This window comes from Citreicoccus inhibens (assembly GCF_019039035.1).
Classification (GTDB): domain Bacteria; phylum Myxococcota; class Myxococcia; order Myxococcales; family Myxococcaceae; genus Citreicoccus; species Citreicoccus inhibens.
The window spans coordinates 75250-98376 of record NZ_JAHNZT010000032.1 but is presented as its reverse complement, the minus strand read 5'-3'; the positions used below and the strand labels follow the sequence as shown (position 1 = coordinate 98376).

The window sequence follows — 23127 nt, the reverse complement described above, 5'->3', positions numbered from 1 at the left end:
TGACCGTCGCTACCTCGACATGGCCTTGCTGACTTCAAACCCAGGCACCGCTGAATGATGCCGCCAAGGAGCTTTCCTCCCCCGTACCCCCTCCGAACCGACTACACACGATTCGGGACTTGACCCTGCAGTAGGGCGGGTCAGTGGACCAAGTTGACATCCGTCGACAAGACGAGGCTCCCCTGGATGCTGGTCTTGTCATCAACCCCTACGAGCTCTGACACCCTGAACCCGAGGAGGACGATGCCTGTGCGCTGAGCGCCTCCGGGGATGGCAATGGAGAAGACCTGGTCAAATCTCATAGTCGATGGGTTCGCGCGGTACGCCACTTCGTCCCGCACGAAGTCTCTGGGGTAATAATCATAGATGCCCCCAGTCAGCGTGAGTCCCAGAACAATGGTCCTCGGACTGTCCGAGAGGTCGTAAAAGGCACCTGCAGAGAGCGTCAATGCATTCTGGCCGACCAGCGACGGCTCTGTGTTGTGCAAGAAATGCACGCCGACCGCGTAGTCGAAGGTGTAGTGCCCCGCAGACCACACGGCGAACATATCATACGCGCCAATCCCGCCGCCCCCAATAAGTGGAACCCGGATGGCGGCGCCGACGTCGAGGGCTGGCTTCCGGAGGGCGGGCCGGACGATGCTCAGCCAGAACTCTCGTTCGCAATCTGCCTTCGTGGCGGTGTTTTGAAAGACTTTTACGTAGCAGTCCTTGATTCTAGGGAACTCACTATTCCAGTCCTTGTCGCTCGACTTGGGGCGTCGATCGTTCAGGAATCGCGCGGAGATACGGACGAATGGCGCATTGATAGAGCGTCCAACGTTGGCGAAGGAGCGCTCCTCTTCAGTGAGTGCTTCTTGCGGATAGATGTCGGCGAGGGGAGGGGTAAACCATTGGGCAGAGCCAATGGACACGTTGACCCTGTCGCCATTGTCCCGGATCCCCAGCTGCTCCAAGACTCCCAAGTTGAAGTTTAGGCTTGCGGAGAAGGCGTCATAGCCGAACTCATTACGCTCGTTGGTGGTGCCCAGAGAGCCCTGCACAGAGGCCCCGAAGCCGTGTGCGTTGCTTGAATCCCCCAGGCCTGGGGGAAGTGTAGTTCCAGCCGCAGTTCCCCAGTTGTCGTCTGCAGTTTGTCCCGACGCGGAGCTGCCGGCGAGCAATGCCGCCAAGAGAATTGAATGGCAGTAGCGAGGCAACATGGCTACTCCTTGAAAACGAAACTGACGGGGACGGCGTCTGGAGTCACCAGGACGGTGGTCGGCAGTCCTTGCCTGTCGCTGGTGGTGGAGAACTCCTGGCCCGCGGCATTGTTGACGCTTCCCTGGATGGTGATGGACCAGGGGCGCTCGAAGAACAAAATGGAGGCATCGACCGTCGTTGGGATTGAGCCCACGTCGACAAATGCGTCGTTGGTCATTGCGGCGGCGTTCGGTCCCTTGCCCTTGATGATGACGACACCTCCGGCTGGCTCGGCCTTGACGCGAACGGCGCAGTTGGCGCCTTGTGTGCCTGTGCTGGTGTAGATCATTGCTTCCCCTCATAGTGTCGTGTGTCGTTGCTGCCAGGAAAGGCGTATGTTACCCGCAGCGAACCAGACAAGCCAGATGGCAGGGCGGCTTGCACGGTCGTGTCCCTATAGCAGGCTCTAACAAATGTCAGGATAGATGCGGCGCAGGGACATGATACTGCAACCGAGGACGAGGAAGCCGAGGTGTGGACATCGTCCATACTGTCGCGGACTCGAGGTTGGCGGAACTGTCCCTTCCAGGCCAGGGTTCGCTCGACCACCCCGCGGTGGCGGCCGAGTCGGATCGTATGGCAAGGGTGAGCGCGTGCATGAACCCATCCAGCCCCAGGTTACTGTCCAGTTCCTCAATGGCTCCACGCTGGAGAAGGAGATCACGGTCACCGTAGCGCGGGGTGGTCTGGGACCCATCCGCAGTCAGATCGATCCCTCCTCCCTGGTGGCAGACACGGGTGACTCCATCACCATTCCCTTCCTGGCTGCTGACGCTGTACCAGACCGGATCCGCTACATGTACCGGCGCCCTCGCCTTGACAACGTGCGGAGCAGGGATGCCTTTACGTTCGGCAGTCAGACGATCCCACGAGGGGCGGTTGTGCCCCGCCAGGTGAAGCGCTCGGTTCTCCTGCTACTGGAATCCCCCCACACCGCCGAGACGACCAGAGCGTTGAAGCCGGTCTATCCCGCTGCCGGCGATACCGGCGGCGCCATCCACAGGCAGAAGGATAAGTTAGCCTTCTTGCTGGATCAGATTCCGGCGGAGCGTTTCGCCGGGAAGGCGCCATTCATCCTCGCCAACCCCGTTCCCCACCCCACGTCTTGCCGGTCCGCGCCGCTTAACGACCATCTGCGGAACCGCCTGATGGAGTTCGCCCTGACCGAGGTGCACTGGATCACGGAGGGGTTTCACCGTCGGCTGCGGGACTACCGCCCTGTGGTGATCATCAACGCTTGTACCGGAAAGGGCTCACGTAACGGTCTCCCCTCGCTCTCGAGGAGGAAGCTGGACCCCAAGGAACTAGTCCGCAGGGCGCTCTGGACCTTCTTTGACGGCAAGCCCGTCTACCGAATCTGCTGCAACCGGAAGAAGGTTCAGGTGGACGGACAGGTCCGCAACGTCTTGAAGATGCAGCATTTCCCGCTCGAAGGGAATGAGAAGCCAGCTTACTACGTCGTCGACTTCCCCCACCCAGGCAGTTGGCATGGGATCTGGAGCGAGGGCTGGTTTCAGGAGCCCTGACTGAACGGTGAAAATGGGAAACCCAAGCGGCCATACACGGCGAGAGTTGGTCGCTCCTCAAATCCACTTAGAACCTATTTCGGTAGGAGCGAGTGGAACCAAGTGATGATGCCAGCGCGAAGTGGAGCATCGCGACGTAGGTGTCCTCTCGCTTCTCCCAGCGCACCAGCAGACGTCGGAAGCGGTTGAGCCAGGAGTGGGTTCGCTCGATGACCCATCGCGGCGAAGGACGTCGACGCTGTGCGCACCGGGGCCTCACATGAGAGCGTCGCCTGAGGCCCGGAGCGTGAAACCATACTCCTGGGGCAGTTCACGCACGGACCTGAAGGCATACCCACAGGTCGCCGCACAGCGTCTGACGACGGCACCGACTTGGCAGGGGCCTTCGGATGGGAATCTATTCAAGCGCGGAGCGCTCTAGCTTGAAGTCGTTCGTGTTGGCTCCAGCGACCATGAGGCCGAGGGGGACGCCGCGCGAGTCTGTCAGCAGACTGCGCTTGGTGCCCCGCTTCGCCCTGTCGGTGGGATTGGGGCCGGTTTTCCCCCACCCAGCGCGCTTTGCCCTGGGGACCGTCCAGCGCCAGCCAGCGCCAATCAATCCGCGCCAGACCGTCGTAGACCATCAGCCCTTGGCGCCAGAACTCGCGGAAGACGCCTGCGGCCAACCATTCCCGGATGCGTCGATAGGCGGAGGACGGATGGCACAGGCCCGTGGCCTTCAACGCGCTCCACTGCATCCCCGTGCGCAGCACCAGGAGAATCCCATCCAGGGCCTGTCGGTCGGGCACTTATGGGTTGTGGCAGCCCAGCGGGTGTTCCGGCCGAGCACGCAATAGCGGTTCGATGCGTCGCCACAACTCGTCTGGCACCCGCCAGCCGTCGACCTTCTTCACTACCCCATGGCCGCGTCCTCCTGCCTCTTCAACCCGGCAGGAGGACGACCTTCTTCCCTACCGAAATAGGCTCTTAGTCAGTCTCTCGCTGCTCATGATTTATTTGCGCTTCGACTGATTGTTGGAAGGGTCATTTGGGGGTCGTCGCTTTTCATGGGATGTGTGGCGAGTGGCTCGTCGCCAATGGCAGTGGAGCCTCTTGAGGGGCTTTGTTCGGCTCCTGGGGAGAGTCTCTTGCTGCTGCTCTCTACAATGTCGCCAATGCGAGTCATAAATACTGACTTCAGTCTCTCGCTTGTTTCGGCCGGATAGCCTGCTGCTCTTGCAACATATGTGGCGATTCTCATTGCGACGTGTAGGAGGGTGCTGTCCGGTATTGTGTTCAGGAGTTCTCTCTGTTCAGAAAGAACTGCCAATGAGGCCACTCTCAGGACTTGAGGACATTGAAATGCACGCGTCGGTACTTCGAGAACCGAGCGAAGCAGTTCGAGGAAGCGGTCCCATTCGGGAAGACTGAGTGGTTCCTGTGATTTTGAGCCCTTTGCCTGGACGAGTTCGGAGCGCATTCTATTATAGAAATCGTACTGCTCACGACCACCCCAGATTATGATTCTGGCCGCCTCGTCGAGATCCTCTCGATCGGCCGGTTTGACGTGTCTTCTGAATATTGTTCCAACAAGAGTGGCGAAAGGGACAGCGAAAACGGCCGCGTTCTCCAGAATGATTGCCAAATGATCGTCACGCCTTGGGTCGATCTCACCGCGAACTTCTCTCGCGCGGCCCAATGCATTGCGCAGTAGTCCCGAATGGTCGGTGTTTGACCAGGCTCCAGACAGCAGCCAACGAAGATGCTCTCGGAGCCTCGGGAACGCCTCGGCCACGCTGTCTCTGAGGTACTCGATCAGATCGATCGTTTCTGGGAATTCTGAAGAGCCGCCCGGATAAACTATGGCCTTGTCGTATTCTGTGAATTCCTCTTCGGCAAGAAGGAGAATTCGTCGCTCATCTGCAAATAGCTTGTGATCTCGCTCTATTGGTGTGGTGTTTTCACGCCGAAGAATCACGATCCCGCTTGACGCACCAAATGCATCCATTAATCCCGAGGCCCACAGCACCCTGTTGACCGGGGATTCCTTTTTTTTCGTTTTGCAGTCGCCAATGACATAGCGCCAGCGCAGCTCTGGTGACGGGCGAATCCCTAGGACGTCGATGTCCGTGACTGGGAGGGCTTTGCGTGCTACGCCCCCTTCAGTTACAACAGGAACTTCAAGCTGGGCCATCCATCCTTGTGCCCTGAAATGGCGATACAGAGCCGCCTTCTGCATGCGATCCTTAAGCACAGCCCCTCCTTAGCAAGAAGTCATCAACGGCGTGCTTGGCTTCCTCGTCGGCGTTCACAATCTTGCATTCCGATAGGGACTTTCGAGCCAGCAGTGGCTCGACGTACTCTTCGCCTTTGCGCATCGCCAGAACCAGTTCTTCATCTGGAGTGGGCTTGTCCGTTGGCCCGGCCAGCAGGTCGACAGCCAGTTTTGCAGCGCGAATGTTGTCCGGCGTCTGAATGAGTTCGAGACGAGCCCTGTCCCCTGTTGTTGGTACGAGCCGCCCAATGCCATGTTGTGCCACAATTCGATACTGCTCTATTGCTTCACTGTTCGAGCCAAGATGCCCGTCGCGGAGCAGGGCTCGGACAAGCGCGGCGGGGTAGTTTATTTTGTATTCACGAGCCAGAAACTGCCCTTGTCGAACTGCGGCTGCAAGCGCCAGGGCGTTGTTGAAGATTTGGCCTTCATGTGGTGCCAGCCGTGTGTTTCCTGGACGTGGCCCAAACATGAAATGATTCTCGCCGGAGTGAGATGTTCGCACTGAGGGCGGGGGCACGAAGCCCTCTCCTGCTAGTGCCTTGATGAGTAAGATGTCCTTGTCATCAAGGTTCGTGCCTCCCAGGTCTCTCCGTTCCTCAATTATGCTGAGGGGGTATCCTTGGTTTTTCTTGATTAGAGATAGGATGCGGCCTAGTCGAGAGGAACCTGCGAGTGCTGCAAGGTCTGCGAGTGCCTGGGGGTCTTCCGCGAAATATGCCGGGGAAATATAGATGTCGTGCCCACGTGCTCTTTTGGGGAGAACAAAGCCGGCATCCGACCCGATCTGAAGTATTCGATTGAGTGCGCGATCCTCGGCCCCGAGCTTTGTTAGCTCATTGCGTGATGTCGGTCCTTGCCCAAGTCTGTGCATCACAGCAAGAGTAAGTTGCTCGTGTTCATTTAGTCCCTGCGTAGATGCGCCCGCCTCGCCTACTTTTCTATAGAGGTCCTCGAAGTATGGGATGTTGGGGAGGATCGTCTTTGTCGTCGAGTTGTCACCGGCAAGATCCACCATCTCTGCCTCAGCAAGAAGCTCAAGGGCAGGTCGAACCTCTCCTGGCTGAAGTCCTAGTCTGTGTACGGCTACCTCGCGTAGGAGGCCGTACTCGACTGGAGGCATTCCTCTTAGATTCAATGCTAGCCGTACTGCGGCGCCGATTGTCGTCAGTGTCTCGAACTCCGACGCGCGGGCAGTTCCCGATGACACCAGAATATCGTGTGAGCGAACTGCGACCTCGTCCTGCTCCATTCTCCCCCCTTGGTGGGCCATTGAAATGTAGCCTGGCGTGACCGAACTTGACTACTTAGGGATAGCTGCCCTCCAGAACAACAAGCATGATGCCGGAGAGAGTTTGGTGGGTGCATATAGCCCCCCCACCCTTGGTGGGGTGTGTCTGACCCTTTGACCTCCCTGGGGTGTCGAGGCGTTTGGGACTCACCTTTGAGCGGTATGGACGAAGAGGCTGCGCTCTATCTTCGGACGTGTCGCGCATGAAGGCGTGGACGAGCGGCTTCTGGTGAGTCTCTGTCGGCGAGCAGAGACAGCGACGCGCGGGCACGGAGCGATTCTTCGGGGCGGTCTTCGGCTCTCCGAGAGAGACCCACCAAGGCCAGGACTACCCGTTTGACGAGGGGAGTAGGCAAGGCGGCTTCATCCCGGCATGAGTCAGGCCTCTCCTCCTCAACCCTTGCCGTCCGCTCCTGCGCCCCGCAGTCGCCGCCGTCATTGGCGCAATTGCTTCCTTCATTGTTGTCTTCGGCGCTATCGGAAACCCCAGCCGCTTGCTACGCGGGAGGCCGCGCGAGAGAATGTGGGGAAACCACCAGCTGCCAGCTTGGCTATAGTTGCTTCGGAGCGAACCGATGAGCCAGTCCACGACCGCAAAGGATGTGGTGCGAAGGGTTATCAAGGATGTCGCCCCACACGAGGCGCGGGCACTCGATGCGATGTGGAAGGATTTCGAAATAGCACCGGGCGTTCCGTTGGCTGGCGCCGAGCGGACGGACCATAGCCACGGGATGGATGCTGCGCTGACCAACCTGCTCGTCTCCTCCATCGTCATCCCGGTGGTGGTGGACCTCTTGAAGGAGGCTGGGAAGCTATTGGTTAAGGATGTGGTCAACCGCATCCGCAAGAAGCGTGGCTCGGAAGACGCTAAAGATGAGGAGCTAGCGAAGAAGATCGTCGCCGCAATCCAAGACGATGAGTAGCATCGTGCGGCTCGCGCGAGCCTTCGCCATCGAGAGTAGGAGCGCCGCGACGCGATGCTTCGTCGCCACAATGTGGATTTTGGGTTGGCTCCTAGCGGCCGGCCCCGAATGCCGCGCGGGCCTGCACCGGTTTGAGACCGTTCTTGACTACGTCGCGGTACCCGCGAGCCTAGCAGTTTTCATCGCCATCGTCTTAGTCATCAGGCACTTGGTGCTGCATCGAGCAAGTCTCGTTGCCGTGGTAATCGGGGGGCAGCGCCGCGTCATCCGCCCCGTTCCTGCGGACGCGAGCACGACGGCCTGGGTCCTTAGTCGCGCAGCCCAGCTCGGGACGGTCGGCGAGATCGATGTGCGGCGCTTGCCAAATACCTGGAATGTCGTGGACGGCTTTGTTTGCCCCGAAGGGTCCAAGCACATCATCGTGCTAACAGGTGGCGCCGAGTCGCTGCTGCTCTGCGCTGATAGCGCGAAACTCGGCCAGTTCCGCGTGCTCATCGACCACGAACTCGCGCACGTCAAGCACGACGACACGCTTTTGCTCTACACTGCTCGGGCTATCGGGATTGCGGCTGCAATCGCATGCGCCCTGAAAGCCGCAATTGCCTCGTTTGCCGACACCGCGAATGTGGTCGAGCTGTACCAGGACATGTTCCCATACCGATATACTCGCGAGTGGGGCCAGCTCACGACCACTCATCAAGCCCCCGCCACAGTGTTGGCATTCCTTGTAGGCTACTCTGCGATCATGTTAGTCCTGCTGGGCATGTGCTATCGCGAGATTGTTCGCCGCAGGGAGTTCTGGGCCGACACGTTTGCGATCGCTCACTCAGACGATCGTGTGGCAGCCCATCGAGCCCTACAAGCACTGCTTGGCGAGGCCCCTTCGAGAGGAATGCCTGCGCATGCCATGCGCAGCGGAGGAGCTTGGCATCCGCAGCCGCATGCTCGTGTGAAAAGCTCCGCCGAAGGATCGGCTGTCCCGACGCGCGGGCGCTATGACGGCATTCTCGCGATGCTTGTTACCGTGACCCTGGTTTCCATTCGCTTTGTACTTGGAAAGAACGGACTCCTCGCGGACGTGCGGGCCCCTGACCGGTACTTGGGGCTCTTGTCCATAGGCTACGGCTTCACGTTCGTCTACATGGTCCAGTGCGCCATGGTTGCACACGACGACTCTGACGCCGGCTTATTTCAACTACTACGCGCAGCGATGAACTTGGTGCTCACCGCAACCATTGTTGCCGCACTCGTCGCGTGTATTGCGTGGGCAGACTGGAAGCAGTTTGTAGAGGTTGGGAATAACTCGCTTAGAGTGGAGGCGTTGGTCCATCTTCAACTTGTAGACCGGTTGCTGTATGCGGGGGCAATCGCCGTCGCGACGCTCTTTGTTGCTTTCGGATGTCTAATTGGCGGGCTCGCCTCGCAAACCATCGGTTGGCGAGAGGTGGCTTGGCGAACGGTTATTGTGCTTGCCTTCTTGTGGACTGCCTCCCGTTGGATGCAGAGCGCCGTAGATCACTACCGATACTCATTCATTGAAAAGGCGGAGAGTGCATCGCGTATCGATGTGCTGTTCGAGCCACGGTCCTCCCTCAGTAACGCACTCGACCGATTCCCAGAGTTCTTGTCGATGAGGCACGACTTGCACGAACGTCGGCTGACTGCTGCTGGGGTCTCGCCACTGATGCCGCCAGTTTGTCTGTTCATGCTGTGGAGGGAGCCCTTCCGGGCGGGACCGCTTGTGCATGAGCTGTGAGCGGGATTGGGCCAAGATGGTCGCCGCCGACATTGGGGTGCCCCAACCCACCGAGGTTATCGAGGACCAGAGGAACCGCCCAACGACTTCAGATCGTAGGAGGGGTTTTATATGCAGGTACGCCCCCTTTCGGCTCGGCATCTCGGCTGGTCTGCGGCTCAGGTTTTATGCTGGTTCCCAGGAAGTGACGGCGTGCGGATGGACGAGGACCTCGTTGCCGGGCCATCCGAGTAGTAGGCCAAACGGACCCACGGCGAGCAGCGGCAGGTGAAACACCATTCCATCAAGTAGCGCGAGGACGAGCGGCTTTCCGATGGAGGGAAGGAAAGAGCGTGGAGCCTCGGCGGGCCTGCGCGCAGGTGCGGCCTTCGTTCGCTGTCCTCCCATGGCGAGTTCAGGGAGATGGACATGCGCCATCCCCATGGTGCGCCTCACTTCCGTGGATCAGCGGGCCGCCATGTGGCGGTTGCGGCGGGTTTCTGCGAGGGCCCCTGGGCGGCTCAGCTGTGGGGGAAGGCGAACGCGAGCGCATACCCCAGCCCGTCCTGGCCCAGCGGGGCCGCTACGGCGCGTGGGCAAGAGCAGAGAGGTGCGGCGGGGCGACTGTGCCGAGGACTCGGTCAAGAGGTTCTGAGAATCGTCTCGGAGAGTCTGCGCCGCGCGGCGAAGTCGAGAATACCGAGTAGCGGAAAGCCCTTTTTCGCGCTCTCGGTTAACAAGTCGCTCGTTTAGGCATTCTGAAAGAGGGAAGAGGCGTAACCCTGGAAGGTACGACATCGAAAGCCAGGGATTGTCAGAATCGGGTGCCCGCGGTGGTTAACAGAACTGTTAAACGCTCTCGGCCTCTCTCTCCCCAGATTGGGCGAAAGGGGCCTCCAGCGAGGCCGCGTGGCGGCGGAGAATCGGGGGCGTCTTGCTCTCTGTTGGAGCGGGCTCAGAGCGCCGTTCTCAGCACTGCTGGGCAAAATCCCTTGGAATTCAGGGGCTTAAACACGAAGGCCCCGCGATATCATCGCGAGGCCCGTGTTAAACAAAAAAGGCCCTACCGATTGGTAGGGCCTTTCAAGTAGCTCCCCGACGTGGACTCGAACCACGGACATGGTGATTAACAGTCACCCGCTCTACCAGCTGAGCTATCGGGGAATATGTTCGCCCCGGCAGTGCGCCGCCGTGACGAAGCGGGTATTTAGAGAACGGAGCCCGCCCTGTCAACAGTCCCGTTTCGCCCGCTCGATCGTCTTCGCCTCCAACCCTGGGCCGCCCTCTCTGGCATCGCCCCCGTCGTCTCTGACGCCGTGGCCCTCGTCCTCGCGGGCTCTCCCGCCGAGCGCGTCGTGGACCGCTGCCTACGTGCCCACCGCGACCTCTCTCGGGACCAGCGCCAGGCTCTCAAGGAAGCTGTCTTCAATGTCGGCCTGTGGCGCCGTCGCCTTGGCTTCCTCCTCGGTCGAGAGGACGCTCCTCCTTCGCTCCTGGTCTTCGCGCTGCTCCATGGCCTCGCGGGTGTTTCTGACGCAGAGGCTGCCTCCTGGTCGGGATTGGGGGCTGCTCCTCCCCCCGTCCTTCAACTCGCGGAGCCTCCCTCGCTTGCGCTGCGGGCGTCGCTCCCGGACTGGCTGGCGGACCACTTTGCTCGGGAGCTTGGCCCTGAGGCCGAGGACTTCTGTGCCCACCTCAATGTCCCGGGACCCATTACCCTCCGGGTGAATTCGCTCCGGCTCTCTCGCGACGCCTTGGCCGAGCGCCTTCGCTCCGAGGGCGTTGCCACGCGCCCCGGCTCATGGAGCCCGCTTGCGCTCCACATCGACGGACCCCGCCCCAATCTCTACGGCCTCCAGTCCCTTCGCGATGGGCTGTTCGAGGTCCAGGATGAGGGGAGTCAGCTCCTGGGGCTCCTCGTAGGGGCCCTCCCGGGCGAGACCGTCGTCGACCTGTGCGCGGGGGCTGGTGGGAAGACCCTGATGCTCGGGGCCGCCATGGGGGACCATGGTCGTCTGCTGGCCTATGACCCCGATTTCGCTCGGCTGGAGCGGCTTCGGGAGCGGGCCTCCCGCGCGGGACTGGAGCATGTTCAGCTCCTTCGCTCGCCGCCGGAGGAGGGGCTTGGCGCCGACCGCGTGCTCGTGGACGTGCCCTGTTCGGAGCTGGGCGCCCTGCGCCGAGGGCCGGACCTGCGCTTCCTCCTGTCTCCCGAGGTGCTGACCCGCTGGGTCCCCATCCAGCGCGACCTCCTGGCTCGCGCCGCCGCTCTGGTTCGCCCCGGCGGCCGGCTCGTCTACGCCACGTGCACGCTCAATCACGCGGAGAACAGGGACCAGGTCCGAGACTTCCTCGCGTCCCAGTCGGACTTCTCCCTCGTCCGTCCGGGGGCGGGTTGGCTCGCGGAAGACTGCTTGCGCGATGGTTGCTTGTTCGTCGTGCCTCATCGCCACGGCACCGACGGCTTCTTCGCGGCGGTACTGGAGCGCTCAGCCTCGTAAAGCCGGAGGGGCCCCGGCGGTCGTCATGCCCCCTCCCGACAGAGAGCACTGCCTGAGCAACGTTCGGACGAGGGCCTTCCCTCGCCCGGCCTCGGGGCCATCGTCATTCGGGCACGGTGGTGATGCCCTGTGGGGGGCGACCATGTGCTCCACGCTGGGGGGCGGACTCGCGGCACTGGGCTCCTCGACGTCGGGCCGAGATGGCTTGCCCATGGGGTTCTGGGACTCCTTCACACGGGGGAGCCGGGGGGCAGTGGGGGAGGGGACGGGCGGTTGCTGTGTTCGGGGCTGGACCACCGGGGGACTCAACGCTTCGCGCCAGCCCTCCCGGATTCAGGGCTGGGTCCGTGCCCCCGGTGCTATGAAGCGCCCGTGCGCTGGCTCAAGCCCCTTCCGCTCCACCCCCGCGACACCGTTCACGTCGTCGCCCCGGCTGGCCCGTTCGACCGCCCTGCCTTCGAGGCGGGCCTCGCGGTCCTCTCCGAGCGCTACCACGCCGTCCATCGCTCCGACCTCGGCGCTTCCTACCGGTATCTGGCGGGCGAAGATTCTCGTCGCTCGGAAGAGTTGGCTCAGGCGTTGCGCGATCGCGATGCTCGCGCTGTCTTCTGCGCTCGGGGGGGCTACGGCAGTGCCCGCCTTCTGCCTGCGCTGCCGCTCGCGGATGCGGCCCCCTCTGCCTTCGTTGGCTTCTCCGACCTGACTTCTGTCCACTGCGCTCTGCAGGCGCAGGGACGTGTGTCCATCCACGGGCCCGTGCTGACCCAATTGGGGAAGCAGCCCTCCGAGGTTCGCTCGGCGCTCGTCCGGCTCCTCGAGTCTCCCGAGGCTCCGCCCCCGCTCTCCGGCGCCGACACGTATGTCTCGGGCTGCGCCGAGGGCACTCTCGTGGGGGGCAACCTCTCCGTGTTCTCGCGGTTGCTTGGCACTCCGTACCTGCCGCCACTCGATGGTTCCGTGCTGCTCCTGGAGGATGTCACCGAGCGCCCGTATCGCATCGACCGCATGTGGACCCACCTGCGGCTCGCGGGCGTCTTCTCTCGGGTTCGCGGCATCGTCCTGGGGAACTTCACGTCCTGCGAGGAGAAGGATGCCCCGTACTCCTGCGCGGATGTGCTGCGGGACCTGGCTCGCGAGGCGGGTCTGCCTTGTGCCGCGGGCTTCCCTATCGGGCACGGGGCCATCAACCATCCCGTGGCGCTCGGGACCCGTGTGCGGCTCGACGCGGACTCCGCTCGCCTCACGTTCCTCGAAGGCGCGGTGAGCCCCTCATGAGCACGCATCCCCTCGCGAACCTCCAGACGGTGCTCGATGAGGCCGTCGGGCTTGGCCTCTTCCCCTCGGCCCAGTGCGTGGTGCTCCTCCGGGGCGCCCAGGTCTTCGGAGGGGTCTCCGGGAAGACCACGGGCGAGACGCGCTTCGACCTCGCTTCGCTCACCAAGGTCATCTGCACGACCTCGCTCTTCTTGCGCCTGTGGACCGAGGGCAAGGTGGGGCCCGAGACGCTCGTGTCCCGGTACTTCCCTGGCTCACCCGCGGGCGACGCGGGCCTCACCGTCGCGGATCTGCTGTACCACCGCTCGGGACTGCCGGCCTTCGTGCCGTTCTTCGCGCGCGCCATCACCGCGCATCCGGAGTTGCTCGATGCGGCCTGTTCCGCGTCCGTCCGGGCGCGCGTCCGCGAGGAGGTCATCGCCGCCGCTGCCGCCACGCCGCTCGTCGCCGCGCCTCGCGCACAGACGGCTTACAGTGACGTGGGGTTCATCCTCCTGGGAGAGATCCTCGCGCGGGCCGGGGGCGCGCCGCTCGACACGCTCTTCTCTCGATATGTCGCGGAGCCGCTCGGCCTCTCCGCCCGCTTCCACCGCCTCACGGACCTCCCCGTGGACGGAGCCACCGCACCGACGGGGGCCACGCGGCCCCGCGAGCCGGCTCCGGGCCAGGAGGCGATGTGGAAGGACGTGCCGTCCGTGCTCACTCGCCCCGGCGAGGTCGATGATGACAACGCCTGGGTGATGGATGGCGTCGCAGGGCACGCGGGGCTGTTCGGCACCGCGGTGGACGTGGCTCGGTTCGGGCAGGCCATCCTCGAGGGATGCTCGGGCAACGCCGTGCTCGCTCCGGGGCCCTTGTGGCACCGACTGCTCGCGACGGATCCGCTGCTCCCGGGCAGCACTCGGTCCATGGGCTTTGATTCGCCCTCGGCGGGTATCTCCAGCGCGGGCACGTTCCTGGGGGACACGCCGCCGGGCGCGGTGGGCCACCTGGGCTTCACGGGCACCAGCCTCTGGGTGGACTTGCGCCGCTCGTTGGTGGTGGTGCTCCTCACCAACCGCGTGGCGAATGGTCGCCAGGACCAGCGCATCCGCGACTTCCGCCCCATCTTCCACGACCTCGTCGTGGACGCGCTCGGACTCTCCGACCTCCAGCAGGGAAAGCATGGCTGACGACAACGGCAACGTCCTCGATACCCTCGACCCCTCCAGCGTGCGCCGCGTCCACCTGGTGGGCGTGGCGGGCACCGGAATGGGCTCCTTCGGCGGCATGCTCAAGGCCGCCGGCTACGATGTCACGGGCAGCGACGAGAACGTCTACCCGCCCATGAGCGACATGCTCCAGGCGTGGGGCATCCCCGTCCTCACGCCGTACCGTCCTGAGAACCTCGACGCGGCGCGGCCGGACCTCGTCATCATCGGGAACGTCATCCGCCGGATGAACCCCGAGGCCACCGCCGTGCGCGAGCGCGGCCTGCGCCAGATGAGCTTCCCCGCCGCGCTGGGCTCGCTGTTCCTCGAGCGGCGACACTCCGTGGTCGTGGCCGGCACCCACGGCAAGACGACGACGTCCTCGCTCATGGCCCATGTGCTGGTGGAGGCAGGCAAGGACCCGTCCTTCCTCGTGGGCGGCGTCACGCAGAACTATGCGGGCAACTACCGCGTCGGCAACGGGCCGCACTTCGTCGTCGAGGGCGACGAGTACGACACGGCCTACTGGGACAAGGGCTCCAAGTTCCTCCACTACCGCCCGCGCACGGCCATCGTCACGAGCGTGGAGTTCGACCACGCGGACATCTTCCGCGACCTGCCCCATTACGAGGCCACCTTCGAGAAGTTCGTGCGGCTCGTCCCGCGCGACGGTCAGCTCGTGGTCTGCGCCGCGTACCCGAACGCGGTGCGCATCGCCCGGGGGGCCACCGCGCCGGTGGTGACGTACGTCGCGAAGGAGGGCGCCGACGCGGACTACACGCCGCGCGGTGTCTCGTTCGGTCCGGAGGGCGCGCGCTTCGAGGTGATGGAGCGCGGCCAGTCGCTCGGCGTGGCCACGCTGCCCATGGGCGGCCTGCACAACGTGGAGAACGCGCTCAGCGTCATCGCCGCCGCGCGTGGCCTGGGCCTGTCGTTCGACGAGATTCGCAAGGGGCTCGCCACCTTCGCGGGCGTCAAGCGCCGGCAGGAAGTGCGCGCCGAGGTGGAGGGCGTGCTCGTGGTGGATGACTTCGCCCACCATCCCACCGCCGTGCGAGAGACCCTCTTCGCCGTCCGCCACCGTTACCCAGAGCGGCGCCTGTGGGCCATCTTCGAGCCCCGCTCGAACACCAGCCGCCGCAACATCCACCAGGAGGACTACGCGCACGCCTTCACCGGCGCCGCGCGCGCCAGCCTCAAGGTGCCCGAGCGCCACGACAAGGTGCCCGTGGGCGAGGAACTGGATGTGCCTCGGCTCGTGCGCGCGTTGTCGGAGCAAGGCATCGCCGCGGACGGCGCCACGGACGTGCCCACGCTGGTGGAACGGGTGGCTCGCGAGGCGCGTCCAGGGGATGTCCTCCTCGTGATGAGCAATGGAGCCTTCGGTGGCTTCATCGACAAGCTGCTGGCCGCGCTGCGCGCTCGCGCCGGAAAGGAGTCCTGAGATGCGGCACGTCGTGTCCCTGATGGTGGGAGCCCTGCTGCTCGGAGGCTGCGCCAGGGCTCCGGCCATGCCTCCGCTGACGGACCGCACGCAGGAGGCGGGGCAAGGCAGCCAGTCCGGTGCAGGCGCGCCCCTGTCGTTCCGCGTGACGCGCTACCCCGGTGGCGAGCCCTATGACTTCGCCAGCGAGCGGGGGAACGTGGTGCTGCTCGACGTCTGGGCCACCTGGTGCGAGCCGTGTCGCGACGCGCTCCCTACCTACGAGGCGCTCGCCCGCGAGTACGGCCCCAAGGGGCTCAAGGTGTACGCGCTCAACGTGGACGAGGACCCGCGCGCCATCGCTCCGTTCCTCCAGGAGACGAAGGTGACGTTGCCCATCCTCCAGGACGCCAACGCGCAGGTGGCCGAGCGCACGTTGAAGGTCCGGGTCATGCCCACCAGCTTCCTGATTGATCGTCGGGGCGTGGTGCGCCACGTCCGGGAGGGCTTCGCGGAGGACTTCCTCCAGCTCTACCAGACGGAAATCGAAGAGCTGCTCGCCGAGCCCGCGAAGCGGTGAGCATCGGAGGCGTGATGGCTTCGGAGACACCCTCGGCCCTGCGGCGGACGGCCGAGGAGGGCGCCCGGCTCGCCGGCCGCGTCCTCGCGGAGCGCTTCCACGGGGAGCGCACCATCGAGTTCAAGGGCGGCATCGACCTGGTGACGGACGCGGACCGCGCCTCTGAGGAGGTGCTGCTGGCCTTCCTGCGCGAGCGTCATCCGCACCACGCCATCCTCGCGGAGGAGAGCGGGGCCACGCAGGGGACCACCGGGCTGCGCTGGTTGGTGGATCCGCTGGATGGCACCACGAACTACTCGCACCACGTGCCGCACTTCTGCGTGAGCGTGGCGGTGGAGGGCCCCGGGGGCGTCGTGGCGGGCGCCGTCTACGACCCCATGCGCGACGAGCTGTTCTCCGCGGCGCGGGGCGAGGGCGCCACGCTCAACGCACGTCCGCTCCGAGCCAGCGCCACCGCGACGCTGGAGCACGCGCTGCTGTGCACGGGCTTCCCGTATGATGTGCGCGAGCGCCCGGACGGGCCGGTGGGGCTGTTCGCGCGCTTCGTGATTCGCGCGCAGGGAATGCGGCGCACCGGCAGCGCGGCGCTGGACCTGGCGTACGTGGCGGCGGGGCGCTTCGACGGCTTCTTCGAGTTCGGCCTCAAGCCGTGGGACATCGCGGCGGGCTCGTTGTTGGTGCAGGAGGCGGGCGGCGTCATCACCCACTTGAGCGGCGCGCCCTTCGACGTGCTCCGGGGGGACGTGATGGCCGGAGCGCCCCTCTTGGCGCCCACGCTTCAGGCGGAGGCGCGGCGCTTCCTCGATGAGGTCGGCTGGACGCCGCCCTAGAAGAAGCTCTCCGGCACCATGACGATGTCGTCCGGCTGGAGGAGGAAGTTCTTCTCCCGCCCGGCGCCAATGTCCTCCACCGGCACGCGGATCTTCCGCTCCTGCCCGTCCACCACCCGCGTCACCTGCGTGTTGTTCTTCGCCGCCATCTTCGTGAAGCCGCCGGCCAGGGTGATGGCCTGGATGATGGACATGCGCCCGTCCACGGGGAACGTGCCGGGCTTCTGCACCTCGCCGAAGACGAAGACCTTGCGCGAGTTGTACTCGCGGATGAGTACCGACACCTGCGGATGCCGCAGGTAGTGCGACAGGCACTCCTGGAGCGCGTCCGCGGCGCCGCTGGACGTGCGGCCCTCCAAGGGGACCTTGTTGCACAGCGGGTAGTCGATGGTGCCCTCGGGGGACACGCGCCACGTGCCGGAGTGGTCCGGCTCCTGGAAGACGCGCACCTCCACCACGTCACCCGGGCCGAGCGTTCCGCCGGCCTCGGCGGTGTGCGTGGCCTCGGACGGCGGCGGCGTGGGCGGGGCGGGCGGGCGCGCGGCGGTGTGGCACGCGGACGTGGTGCCCAGGACGGCGAGGGCCAGCAGGGAGCGAAGGGTTCTCATCGGGGACGGCACGGCCTCAATACAGCACGGACAGCCGAGCATATCCCTCGTGGCGCGTGTAGTTGATGCCGCCGCCCGTCTCCGAGGACGACCGGGCGCTGAGCATGTAGCCAGCCGCGCCGGTCAGCCACGGACGGAAGAGGTACTCGGGGCCCGCGTCCAGGGACACCAGCGTGTCGCTGCGCGTGCCCGCGAAGTGGAGGAAGTCCACCGAGGCGCCCGCGTGCAGTGTCAGGCGTCCGCCCATGAAGGCGCGCGCCTCCGCGTAGCCGCGATCATCCCGGAACAGGCCGTACGCGGCCACGGGCTCCAGGGTGCGCAGGTAGCCGCCCTTGAAGGTGAGCGTGGGGCTGAACAGGTAGTTGCCCTCGAGCTGCGTGACGAGCGCGCCGCCACCGCCGGCTGACAGGTTCTGCTTCCAGCCCACCTTGGCCGTCACGGTGATTTTGGGGGACACGAGGCCCGCCACGCCCACCAGCCCGTGCAGCAGCAGCGCCGAGGGGCTCTGGTCGTCGTGGAAGTAGCCGCGCGAGTCCAGGCCGGTGTCCACCACCACCGCTGTCTTGGGCAGGAAGCGCCAGCGCCCCTCCAGCCCGAAGCGCAGGTTGCTGTAGTCGAAGCGGTCCGCGGTGGCCGGGTCGCAGACGGTGTCCGTGCAGTCGGTGGGCGCCAGGGCCCCCAGCGGCTTGAAGAACTCCACCGCGTACGCCAGCGAGGGGGAGATCTCCAGCGCCCCTCCACCGGGCCGCCACGTCGCCTTGGCGCGCGCCTCGTTGAAGAGGCTCAGCACGCCGGCGCCCACCGCCACCGTGCGGGTGCGGTCCGAGCGCGCGAGCTGATCGCCCAGCTCGAAGGACAGGGGGCTCTCGGGGTTGAAGCGCGCCAGCAGGTCCGCCGCGCCTTCCAGGTGCGACGCGGCGCTGGAGCCGGCCGTCATCAGGCCGGTGTACAGCACGTAGTCCAGGTTGCCCGCGAGGTTGATGGGCATCGAGGGCGACGGCATCTCCAGCCGGAAGCCGGGCCGCAGGTGCAGGGCCACTTCGCTGGAGGGCTTGGGTGACAGCACATTGCCGTCCAGCACGTCCGCGCCAGCGGGGCGGAAGTACCCCATGCCGCTGTCCAGGCGGGACTCGAGGTCGAAGTACGGGTGCAGCCGGCCATCGCCGACCTTGAAGCCGTTGCCTCCGGTGGGAGGGGCTGACTGCTGCGCCAGGGCGGACGCGGGCAACAGCGCCGTCCAAAGCGCCAGCGCACCCATGCCTCCCCAGATTTTGCCAGGCAGCTTCATGGCTCCGGACAACTTCTCCGGCGGGAAGACGGCCAGCTCCCGCCCAGTGTGCTTCCGACCCATGGCGTCATAGCACGCACCCCCTCACGGGCCGAAAGAAGTGTTGGGGACACCCGGGGGACTCGCCCGGAGGGCCAGGGGCCACCCGAAGTGATTGAAAATCCTAGCGAACGGGGCTCGCGGGAGGAGGTCTGACGACGATGTCCTGGGGAGGCAGGGGGCGAGTGGGGTCGCCGCCGGGCAGGTTGTTGGGCTCCTCGACTTCCACGAAGAGGTTCTCGTCCGTGCGGAAGGCGAGCTGGCCGATGCACTCCTCCGCCTCGGCGCGCAGCTGGCCCACCTTCTGTTGGGCGATCATGACCTTGGTGTACTCGTGCTCGCTGGACGAGGCCTCTTGCCGGGAGATGGACTCCTGGAGGGACACGTCCGCCTGCTCGGAGATGCGCAGCAGGCCCTTGATTTGCGTGAGCTTCTCGTTCGCGCAGTTGAGCTTCACCACGTCCTTGCTGCGACGGGCCTCTTCCACCTTCTCGAGCACCTGCCGGAGCACCTCGCGCATGCCGCCCAGGGCCTGGTTGCTGCGCTGGAGCTTCTCCGGGTCCGGTACTTCGCTGGCCTTGTCGAGCACGGCGGCGGCCGTGGTGGGGCGCGGGACGGGGGCTGGCCCTGGGGGCGCGGGCGGGGCCTGCGCGATGGCCATGCTGCTGACCACGACGGCGGCGAACATTCCGAGGGTGTTCATGCGCCTCACGAGGGCAAAGGCCCGAAAATCCTTGCACTTCGAGCGTAGAAGCAAGGGTGGGGGGTGTCAACGGACGCCACGGCCGCGGGGGAGGGCGACGTCATTCCCGAGACACCAGGCGGGCGTTCGCCTCGCGCAGCCGGGCGGACAGCCTCCGGGCGATGTTCACGACGACATAGGTGAAGCCGTCTCCGTGCGCCCGGCGGAAGGCGCGCAGGTCCTGCGCGGTGAGCTGGAGCAGCTCCGCCGCGCTTCGCGCCCGCACGGTGGCGGAGCGGTGCTCCTGGTCGATGAGGCCCATCTCTCCGAAGAAGTCCGTGGGCCCCAGGACGCAGAGCGAGTGCACCGCCGCGTCCCGAGGTCCGCGCCGCACCACCTCCACTTCGCCGTGGATGATGACGAAGAGGCTGTCGCCCAGGGCGCCCTCCTCGAAGACGGTGTCGCCGGGGGCGTAGCGGTGCACCCGGGCCAGCTCGGCCAGGTGGGCCAGCTCGGTGGGCGCGAGCATCTCGAAGAGGGGTGAAGTGGCGATGACGGACAGCTTCTCCATGCGCCCCCCGCGGGGCCACGCGCCGGCAGGTGCCGGCCGCGCAGCGCATGGAGCCTAACCCGCCGGGCTGAAGACGAACGGATAGGCGACAGTCACGTCGTCAGCCGGTTTGAAAGGAAACACCCAGGTGCGGATGACGGCGCGGATGCAGCTGCCCACCGCGTCGTTGCTCAATGTGTTCTCCTCGACATCGATGTCGCCCGCGCGCCCGGAGGGCTTGATGCTGAAGCGCACCACCACCTTGCCCTTGAGGCTCGGGTTGCGCTTGAGCTCCTTCTCGTAGCAGTTCTGGATGGCCTTCAGGCGCTGCTTCACGTAGCGGGCCAGCGCGTCGCGGTCCACGCTGGAGCTGTCCACCTCGGGCGCCGAGTCCTTCACGCGGCCCTCGACCTTGGCCTCCTGCTTGGCGCCCAGGTCCACCTTGCCGCCGCCCTGCGTGCCCACCTCGCCGATGCTCGTCACCTTGCCGGAGCCGCCGCCGCGCTGCCCGACGCTGCCCACGCTGGCCTCGGTGGCCACGCCCACGCCGCCCGCTCCCGCCAGGGCCTGCGCCACGTCACCACCGCCCGCGCTGCCGCCCAGCACGTCCGCGAACGCGCCCGCGCCGCCGCTGCTCGCGGAGCCGAGAATCTTGAGCAGGCCCTTTCCGGCCACCTTCTGCTCCACCTGCTTGCGGTGCTCGGCGGCGTCCCCGGGCGAGCGCGTCTCCGCGGGCTTCTCCGCGGCGGCGTCCTTCTTGGGCTCGTCCTTGTGCGCGTCCTCCTTGGCCTCGGCCGGCCCGGTCTCCGCGGGCTTCTCCTGCTGCGGCGGCGCCGGGGGGATGATGGCGCGCACGAAGCGGTCCTCGAGCTGGTCCAACGCCAGCTCGCGCTCCTCGGGAGGCGGCGTCGCCAGGATGACCGCGGCGCCGGTGAAATGGATGAGGAGCGAGGCCGCCAGGATGCCGAAGAACAGGCGGTCCATCGTCTTCCAGGCGCTGCCCTTCACGTCCGGAGGGAGGGTGGGACGGGCCTCCTCGGGCGGCGGCGAGACGAACTGGAAGAAGACGGTGGCGTCGCCCAGCTCCACCTTGCCGCGCGCGCTCTCCTGGAGCGGCAGCACGTAGAGGTTGCCGCGGCGGGTGGCCAGGCCCTGGTTGCGCAGGGCGTGGAAGTCCACGTCCGAGGAACCCAGGTTGACGCGGCCGTCCATCGTCTCGTCGAAGACGAGCTGGTACTGCTGGTTCTGGTTCTCCAGCAGGGGGAAGCGCGAGGGACGGTCCTCCGCGGCGGGCAGGACGATGGTGTTGCGCGCATCGTTGCCGATGGTGACCGTGTCGCGCCGGACGTGGTGCTCCTCGACGATGCGGCCGTCCTGGATGACGCCGACGCGGAGCAGCTTGTTCTGCGGAGAGGAGGCCATGGACTAGAAGGGGTCCTGTTCCACGCTCTTGACGACCTTGGGCACGAAGCTCTCCGTGCGGTTCAGGTCGTCAAAGCTCAGGTTGGAACGCTGGAGGATGTAGAAGGCCTGCGGCTTCTGGATGCGGCCCTCGACGGCGATGGCCTCCAGGCGGATGACCTTGCGGGCCTTCTTGGCCGGGGCCGTGCTCGCGGGTGCGCCGGACGATGGCGCGGCCTTGTCCTGCGCCAGCACGGGCGCGGAGGCGAGCAGCATGAGCAGGGGCAGGGCGGTGCGCATGGGCGTCCTATTTTCCGTCAGTCGCCAGCTTACCCGAGGCCGGTGCCGCGGGGGCAGGGGACCGGGGGGCGGCGCTCGCCGCGGGTGAACGTTTCGAGCGGGGCGGCTTCGAGGGCTTCGCTTCGGGGGCGGGCGCGACCGGGGCCGCCTTGTCCGTCTGGCCCTGCTTGTCCGCCGCTGCCTGCTTGTCCGCCGCCGCCTGCTTGTCCGCCGCCGCCTTCTGGCGGTCCGCCTTCTCCTGGTCCGCGGCCTTGCGCAGCTGGTCCTTGCGCTCCCGCTCGCGGCGGCGCTCTTCCTTCTCGATGCCCTTGCGCGCGTCCTTCAGGTACTGCTCGACGCGGTCATCGCCGCCGCCCCGGGACTTGTACTGCTCGAAGTACGCGATGGACTTCTGGTATCGCTCCAGCGTGTCCAGTCCCTGCGGCTCCAGGTCCAGGTACAGGATGGCGAGGTTGAAGTACGGGTCCACCAGGCTCGGCTGGAGCTTGAGGACCTGCTCGTACTCGGCCTGTGCCCGAGCGAAGTCGCCCTGGCCCCGGTACGCGTTGCCCAGGTTGAGGCGCGCGGAGGCGAAGTCCGGCGCGGCGCGCACGGCGGCCTCCAGTTCGGTGACGGCGGCTGGGTAGTCCTGGGCCTCGTTGAGCATCGCCCCGTAGTTGTTGCGCGCCTCGGCGAAGTCGGGGCGCAGCTGGGCGGCCAGCTTGAAGCTCTCCAGGGCCTGGGGCCGTGCCTTGAGCACCAGGTGCACCAGCCCGAGCGCGTTGTGGGTCGCCGCGTCGTCCGCGTCGATGGCGCGCGCGTTCTCCAGCACCATGCGCGCCAGCTCGAACTTGCCCTCGCGGTAGTACACCTGGGCCAGCACCTGCATGGCGCGCACGTGGCGCTCGTCACCCTTGAGCGCGCGCTTGGCCTCGTTGGCGGCGGTCTCGTGCTTCTTCTCCTGGAGCAGCACGAAGGCGAGCGCGGTGTGCAGCGCCACCGAGTCCTCGCGGGCCTTCAGCGCGTCGCGCAGCTCGGCCTCCAGCTTCACCGCACGGTTCGTGCGGACATAGAGGCGCGCGAGGCAATCCCACGCCGCCTCCTGCTCGGGCATCAGGGCCAGGGCCTTGCGATAGGAGCGCTCGGCCTCATCCGCGCGGCCCTGCCGCTCCTGCACGATGCCCAGGTTGGTCCACGCGTAGTCGAGCTTCGGCTCGTGGTCGAGCAGGGCCTTGAGCGCGGTCTCCGCCGCGGTCAGCTCACCTCGGCGGGCGATCTCCACCGCGCGCAGGAAGTCCTTCTGGGCGCCGCTGGTGGGGGCTGGGGCCGGAGGGGGCGCGGCGGGCTTCTCCGAGACGCCCGCGTCCACCGAGACGCCGCCGTCGGCGCTCGCCGCCGCCGTCACGGGGGCTTCAGGGCGCGGCTTGGGACCGGAGGCGCACGCGCCCAACACAAGGCCCAGCGCCGCCGCGAGGACCACGCTCGCGCCCAGGGAGGTCGTCCGCACGGG

The 23127-nt window shown here is 65.8% G+C and carries 21 protein-coding genes, 1 tRNA gene and 1 pseudogene; 9 read left to right on the top strand and 14 right to left on the bottom strand.

Annotated elements, in window-relative coordinates:
- Positions 1–140 precede the first annotated feature (140 nt).
- Both KRR26_RS28575 and KRR26_RS28570 read right to left on the bottom strand, forming a co-directional pair.
- A complete protein-coding gene (locus KRR26_RS28575; RefSeq protein ID WP_217081331.1) occupies positions 141–1202 on the bottom strand; it encodes a hypothetical protein in 1062 nt (353 codons plus the stop codon).
- A 2-nt stretch (positions 1203–1204) separates the two neighbouring features.
- A complete protein-coding gene (locus tag KRR26_RS28570) occupies positions 1205–1531 on the bottom strand; it encodes a hypothetical protein (RefSeq protein WP_217081330.1) in 327 nt (108 codons plus the stop codon).
- Positions 1532–1835: 304 nt separating this feature from the next.
- Between KRR26_RS28570 and KRR26_RS28565 the strand changes: the two genes are divergently transcribed.
- Positions 1836–2768 carry a hypothetical protein gene (locus KRR26_RS28565; RefSeq protein WP_217081329.1) on the top strand — a complete coding sequence of 311 codons (933 nt, stop codon included), beginning with the start codon at positions 1836–1838 and terminating at the stop codon, positions 2766–2768.
- A 74-nt stretch (positions 2769–2842) separates the two neighbouring features.
- Here the strand turns inward: KRR26_RS28565 and KRR26_RS28560 are convergent.
- The 3 genes and pseudogenes from KRR26_RS28560 to KRR26_RS28550 form a co-directional block, all read right to left on the bottom strand.
- Positions 2843–3637 (bottom strand): annotated as a pseudogene (locus tag KRR26_RS28560) (IS5 family transposase).
- Between the two features lie 116 nt (positions 3638–3753).
- Entirely contained in the window at positions 3754–4941 is a 1188-nt protein-coding gene (locus tag KRR26_RS28555) for a hypothetical protein (RefSeq protein ID WP_217081328.1), read from the bottom strand.
- 52 nt (positions 4942–4993) lie between these two features.
- A complete protein-coding gene (locus KRR26_RS28550) occupies positions 4994–6274 on the bottom strand; it encodes a hypothetical protein (RefSeq protein ID WP_217081327.1) in 1281 nt (426 codons plus the stop codon).
- Between the two features lie 614 nt (positions 6275–6888).
- Here KRR26_RS28550 and KRR26_RS28545 point away from each other — a divergent pair.
- Positions 6889–7236, top strand: a complete 348-nt coding sequence (locus KRR26_RS28545; RefSeq protein WP_217081326.1) for a hypothetical protein — start codon at positions 6889–6891, stop codon at positions 7234–7236.
- Positions 7237–7240: 4 nt separating this feature from the next.
- Positions 7241–8992 carry a M48 family metalloprotease gene (locus KRR26_RS28540; protein WP_217081325.1) on the top strand — a complete coding sequence of 584 codons (1752 nt, stop codon included), beginning with the start codon at positions 7241–7243 and terminating at the stop codon, positions 8990–8992.
- Between the two features lie 1070 nt (positions 8993–10062).
- Here the strand turns inward: KRR26_RS28540 and KRR26_RS28535 are convergent.
- Together KRR26_RS28535 and KRR26_RS37035 are read right to left on the bottom strand one after the other, a co-directional pair.
- A tRNA-Asn gene (locus KRR26_RS28535) sits at positions 10063–10135 on the bottom strand.
- 203 nt (positions 10136–10338) lie between these two features.
- Positions 10339–10485 carry a hypothetical protein gene (locus tag KRR26_RS37035; RefSeq protein WP_236069289.1) on the bottom strand — a complete coding sequence of 49 codons (147 nt, stop codon included), beginning with the start codon at positions 10483–10485 and terminating at the stop codon, positions 10339–10341.
- Between KRR26_RS37035 and KRR26_RS28530 the strand changes: the two genes are divergently transcribed.
- The 6 genes from KRR26_RS28530 (at position 10465) to KRR26_RS28505 (ending at position 16770) form a co-directional block, all read left to right on the top strand.
- On the top strand, positions 10465–11472 hold the full coding sequence (locus KRR26_RS28530) for an RsmB/NOP family class I SAM-dependent RNA methyltransferase (protein ID WP_236069287.1): 1008 nt from the start codon (positions 10465–10467) through the stop codon (positions 11470–11472). The two genes, KRR26_RS37035 and KRR26_RS28530, sit on opposite strands and share 21 nt — an antisense overlap.
- A gap of 372 nt (positions 11473–11844) precedes the next feature.
- On the top strand, positions 11845–12747 hold the full coding sequence (locus KRR26_RS28525) for a S66 peptidase family protein (RefSeq protein ID WP_217081324.1): 903 nt from the start codon (positions 11845–11847) through the stop codon (positions 12745–12747).
- Entirely contained in the window at positions 12744–13919 is a 1176-nt protein-coding gene (locus tag KRR26_RS28520; RefSeq protein ID WP_217081323.1) for a serine hydrolase domain-containing protein, read from the top strand. The genes KRR26_RS28525 and KRR26_RS28520 overlap by 4 nt, the downstream gene beginning before the upstream one ends.
- Complete coding sequence (gene mpl, locus KRR26_RS28515) at positions 13912–15381, top strand: UDP-N-acetylmuramate:L-alanyl-gamma-D-glutamyl-meso-diaminopimelate ligase (RefSeq protein ID WP_217081322.1); 1470 nt, start codon at positions 13912–13914, stop codon at positions 15379–15381. The genes KRR26_RS28520 and mpl overlap by 8 nt, the downstream gene beginning before the upstream one ends.
- A gap of 1 nt (position 15382) precedes the next feature.
- The gene (locus KRR26_RS28510; RefSeq protein ID WP_120209396.1) at positions 15383–15940 is read left to right on the top strand and encodes a TlpA disulfide reductase family protein; all 558 of its coding nucleotides are present in this window, start codon (positions 15383–15385) and stop codon (positions 15938–15940) included.
- A gap of 14 nt (positions 15941–15954) precedes the next feature.
- The gene (locus tag KRR26_RS28505) at positions 15955–16770 is read left to right on the top strand and encodes an inositol monophosphatase family protein (protein ID WP_217081321.1); all 816 of its coding nucleotides are present in this window, start codon (positions 15955–15957) and stop codon (positions 16768–16770) included.
- Here KRR26_RS28505 and KRR26_RS28500 read toward each other — a convergent pair.
- From KRR26_RS28500 to KRR26_RS28470, 7 genes are all read right to left on the bottom strand, one after another.
- Positions 16767–17378, bottom strand: coding sequence for a polysaccharide biosynthesis/export family protein (locus tag KRR26_RS28500; protein ID WP_120209395.1), 612 nt, complete (start codon positions 17376–17378; stop codon positions 16767–16769). The two genes, KRR26_RS28505 and KRR26_RS28500, sit on opposite strands and share 4 nt — an antisense overlap.
- Before the next feature lie 16 nt (positions 17379–17394).
- Entirely contained in the window at positions 17395–18666 is a 1272-nt protein-coding gene (locus tag KRR26_RS28495) for a hypothetical protein (RefSeq protein WP_120209424.1), read from the bottom strand.
- A 163-nt stretch (positions 18667–18829) separates the two neighbouring features.
- On the bottom strand, positions 18830–19408 hold the full coding sequence (locus KRR26_RS28490) for a hypothetical protein (protein WP_120209394.1): 579 nt from the start codon (positions 19406–19408) through the stop codon (positions 18830–18832).
- A 100-nt stretch (positions 19409–19508) separates the two neighbouring features.
- On the bottom strand, positions 19509–19958 hold the full coding sequence (locus KRR26_RS28485) for a cyclic nucleotide-binding domain-containing protein (protein WP_120209393.1): 450 nt from the start codon (positions 19956–19958) through the stop codon (positions 19509–19511).
- Positions 19959–20012: 54 nt separating this feature from the next.
- A complete protein-coding gene (locus tag KRR26_RS28480) occupies positions 20013–21359 on the bottom strand; it encodes an AgmX/PglI C-terminal domain-containing protein (protein WP_120209392.1) in 1347 nt (448 codons plus the stop codon).
- Positions 21360–21362: 3 nt separating this feature from the next.
- On the bottom strand, positions 21363–21638 hold the full coding sequence (locus KRR26_RS28475) for a hypothetical protein (protein WP_120209391.1): 276 nt from the start codon (positions 21636–21638) through the stop codon (positions 21363–21365).
- 7 nt (positions 21639–21645) lie between these two features.
- Positions 21646–23124: a tetratricopeptide repeat protein gene (locus KRR26_RS28470; RefSeq protein WP_328707229.1), complete on the bottom strand. Its 1479-nt coding sequence runs from the start codon at positions 23122–23124 to the stop codon at positions 21646–21648.
- Positions 23125–23127 lie beyond the last annotated feature (3 nt).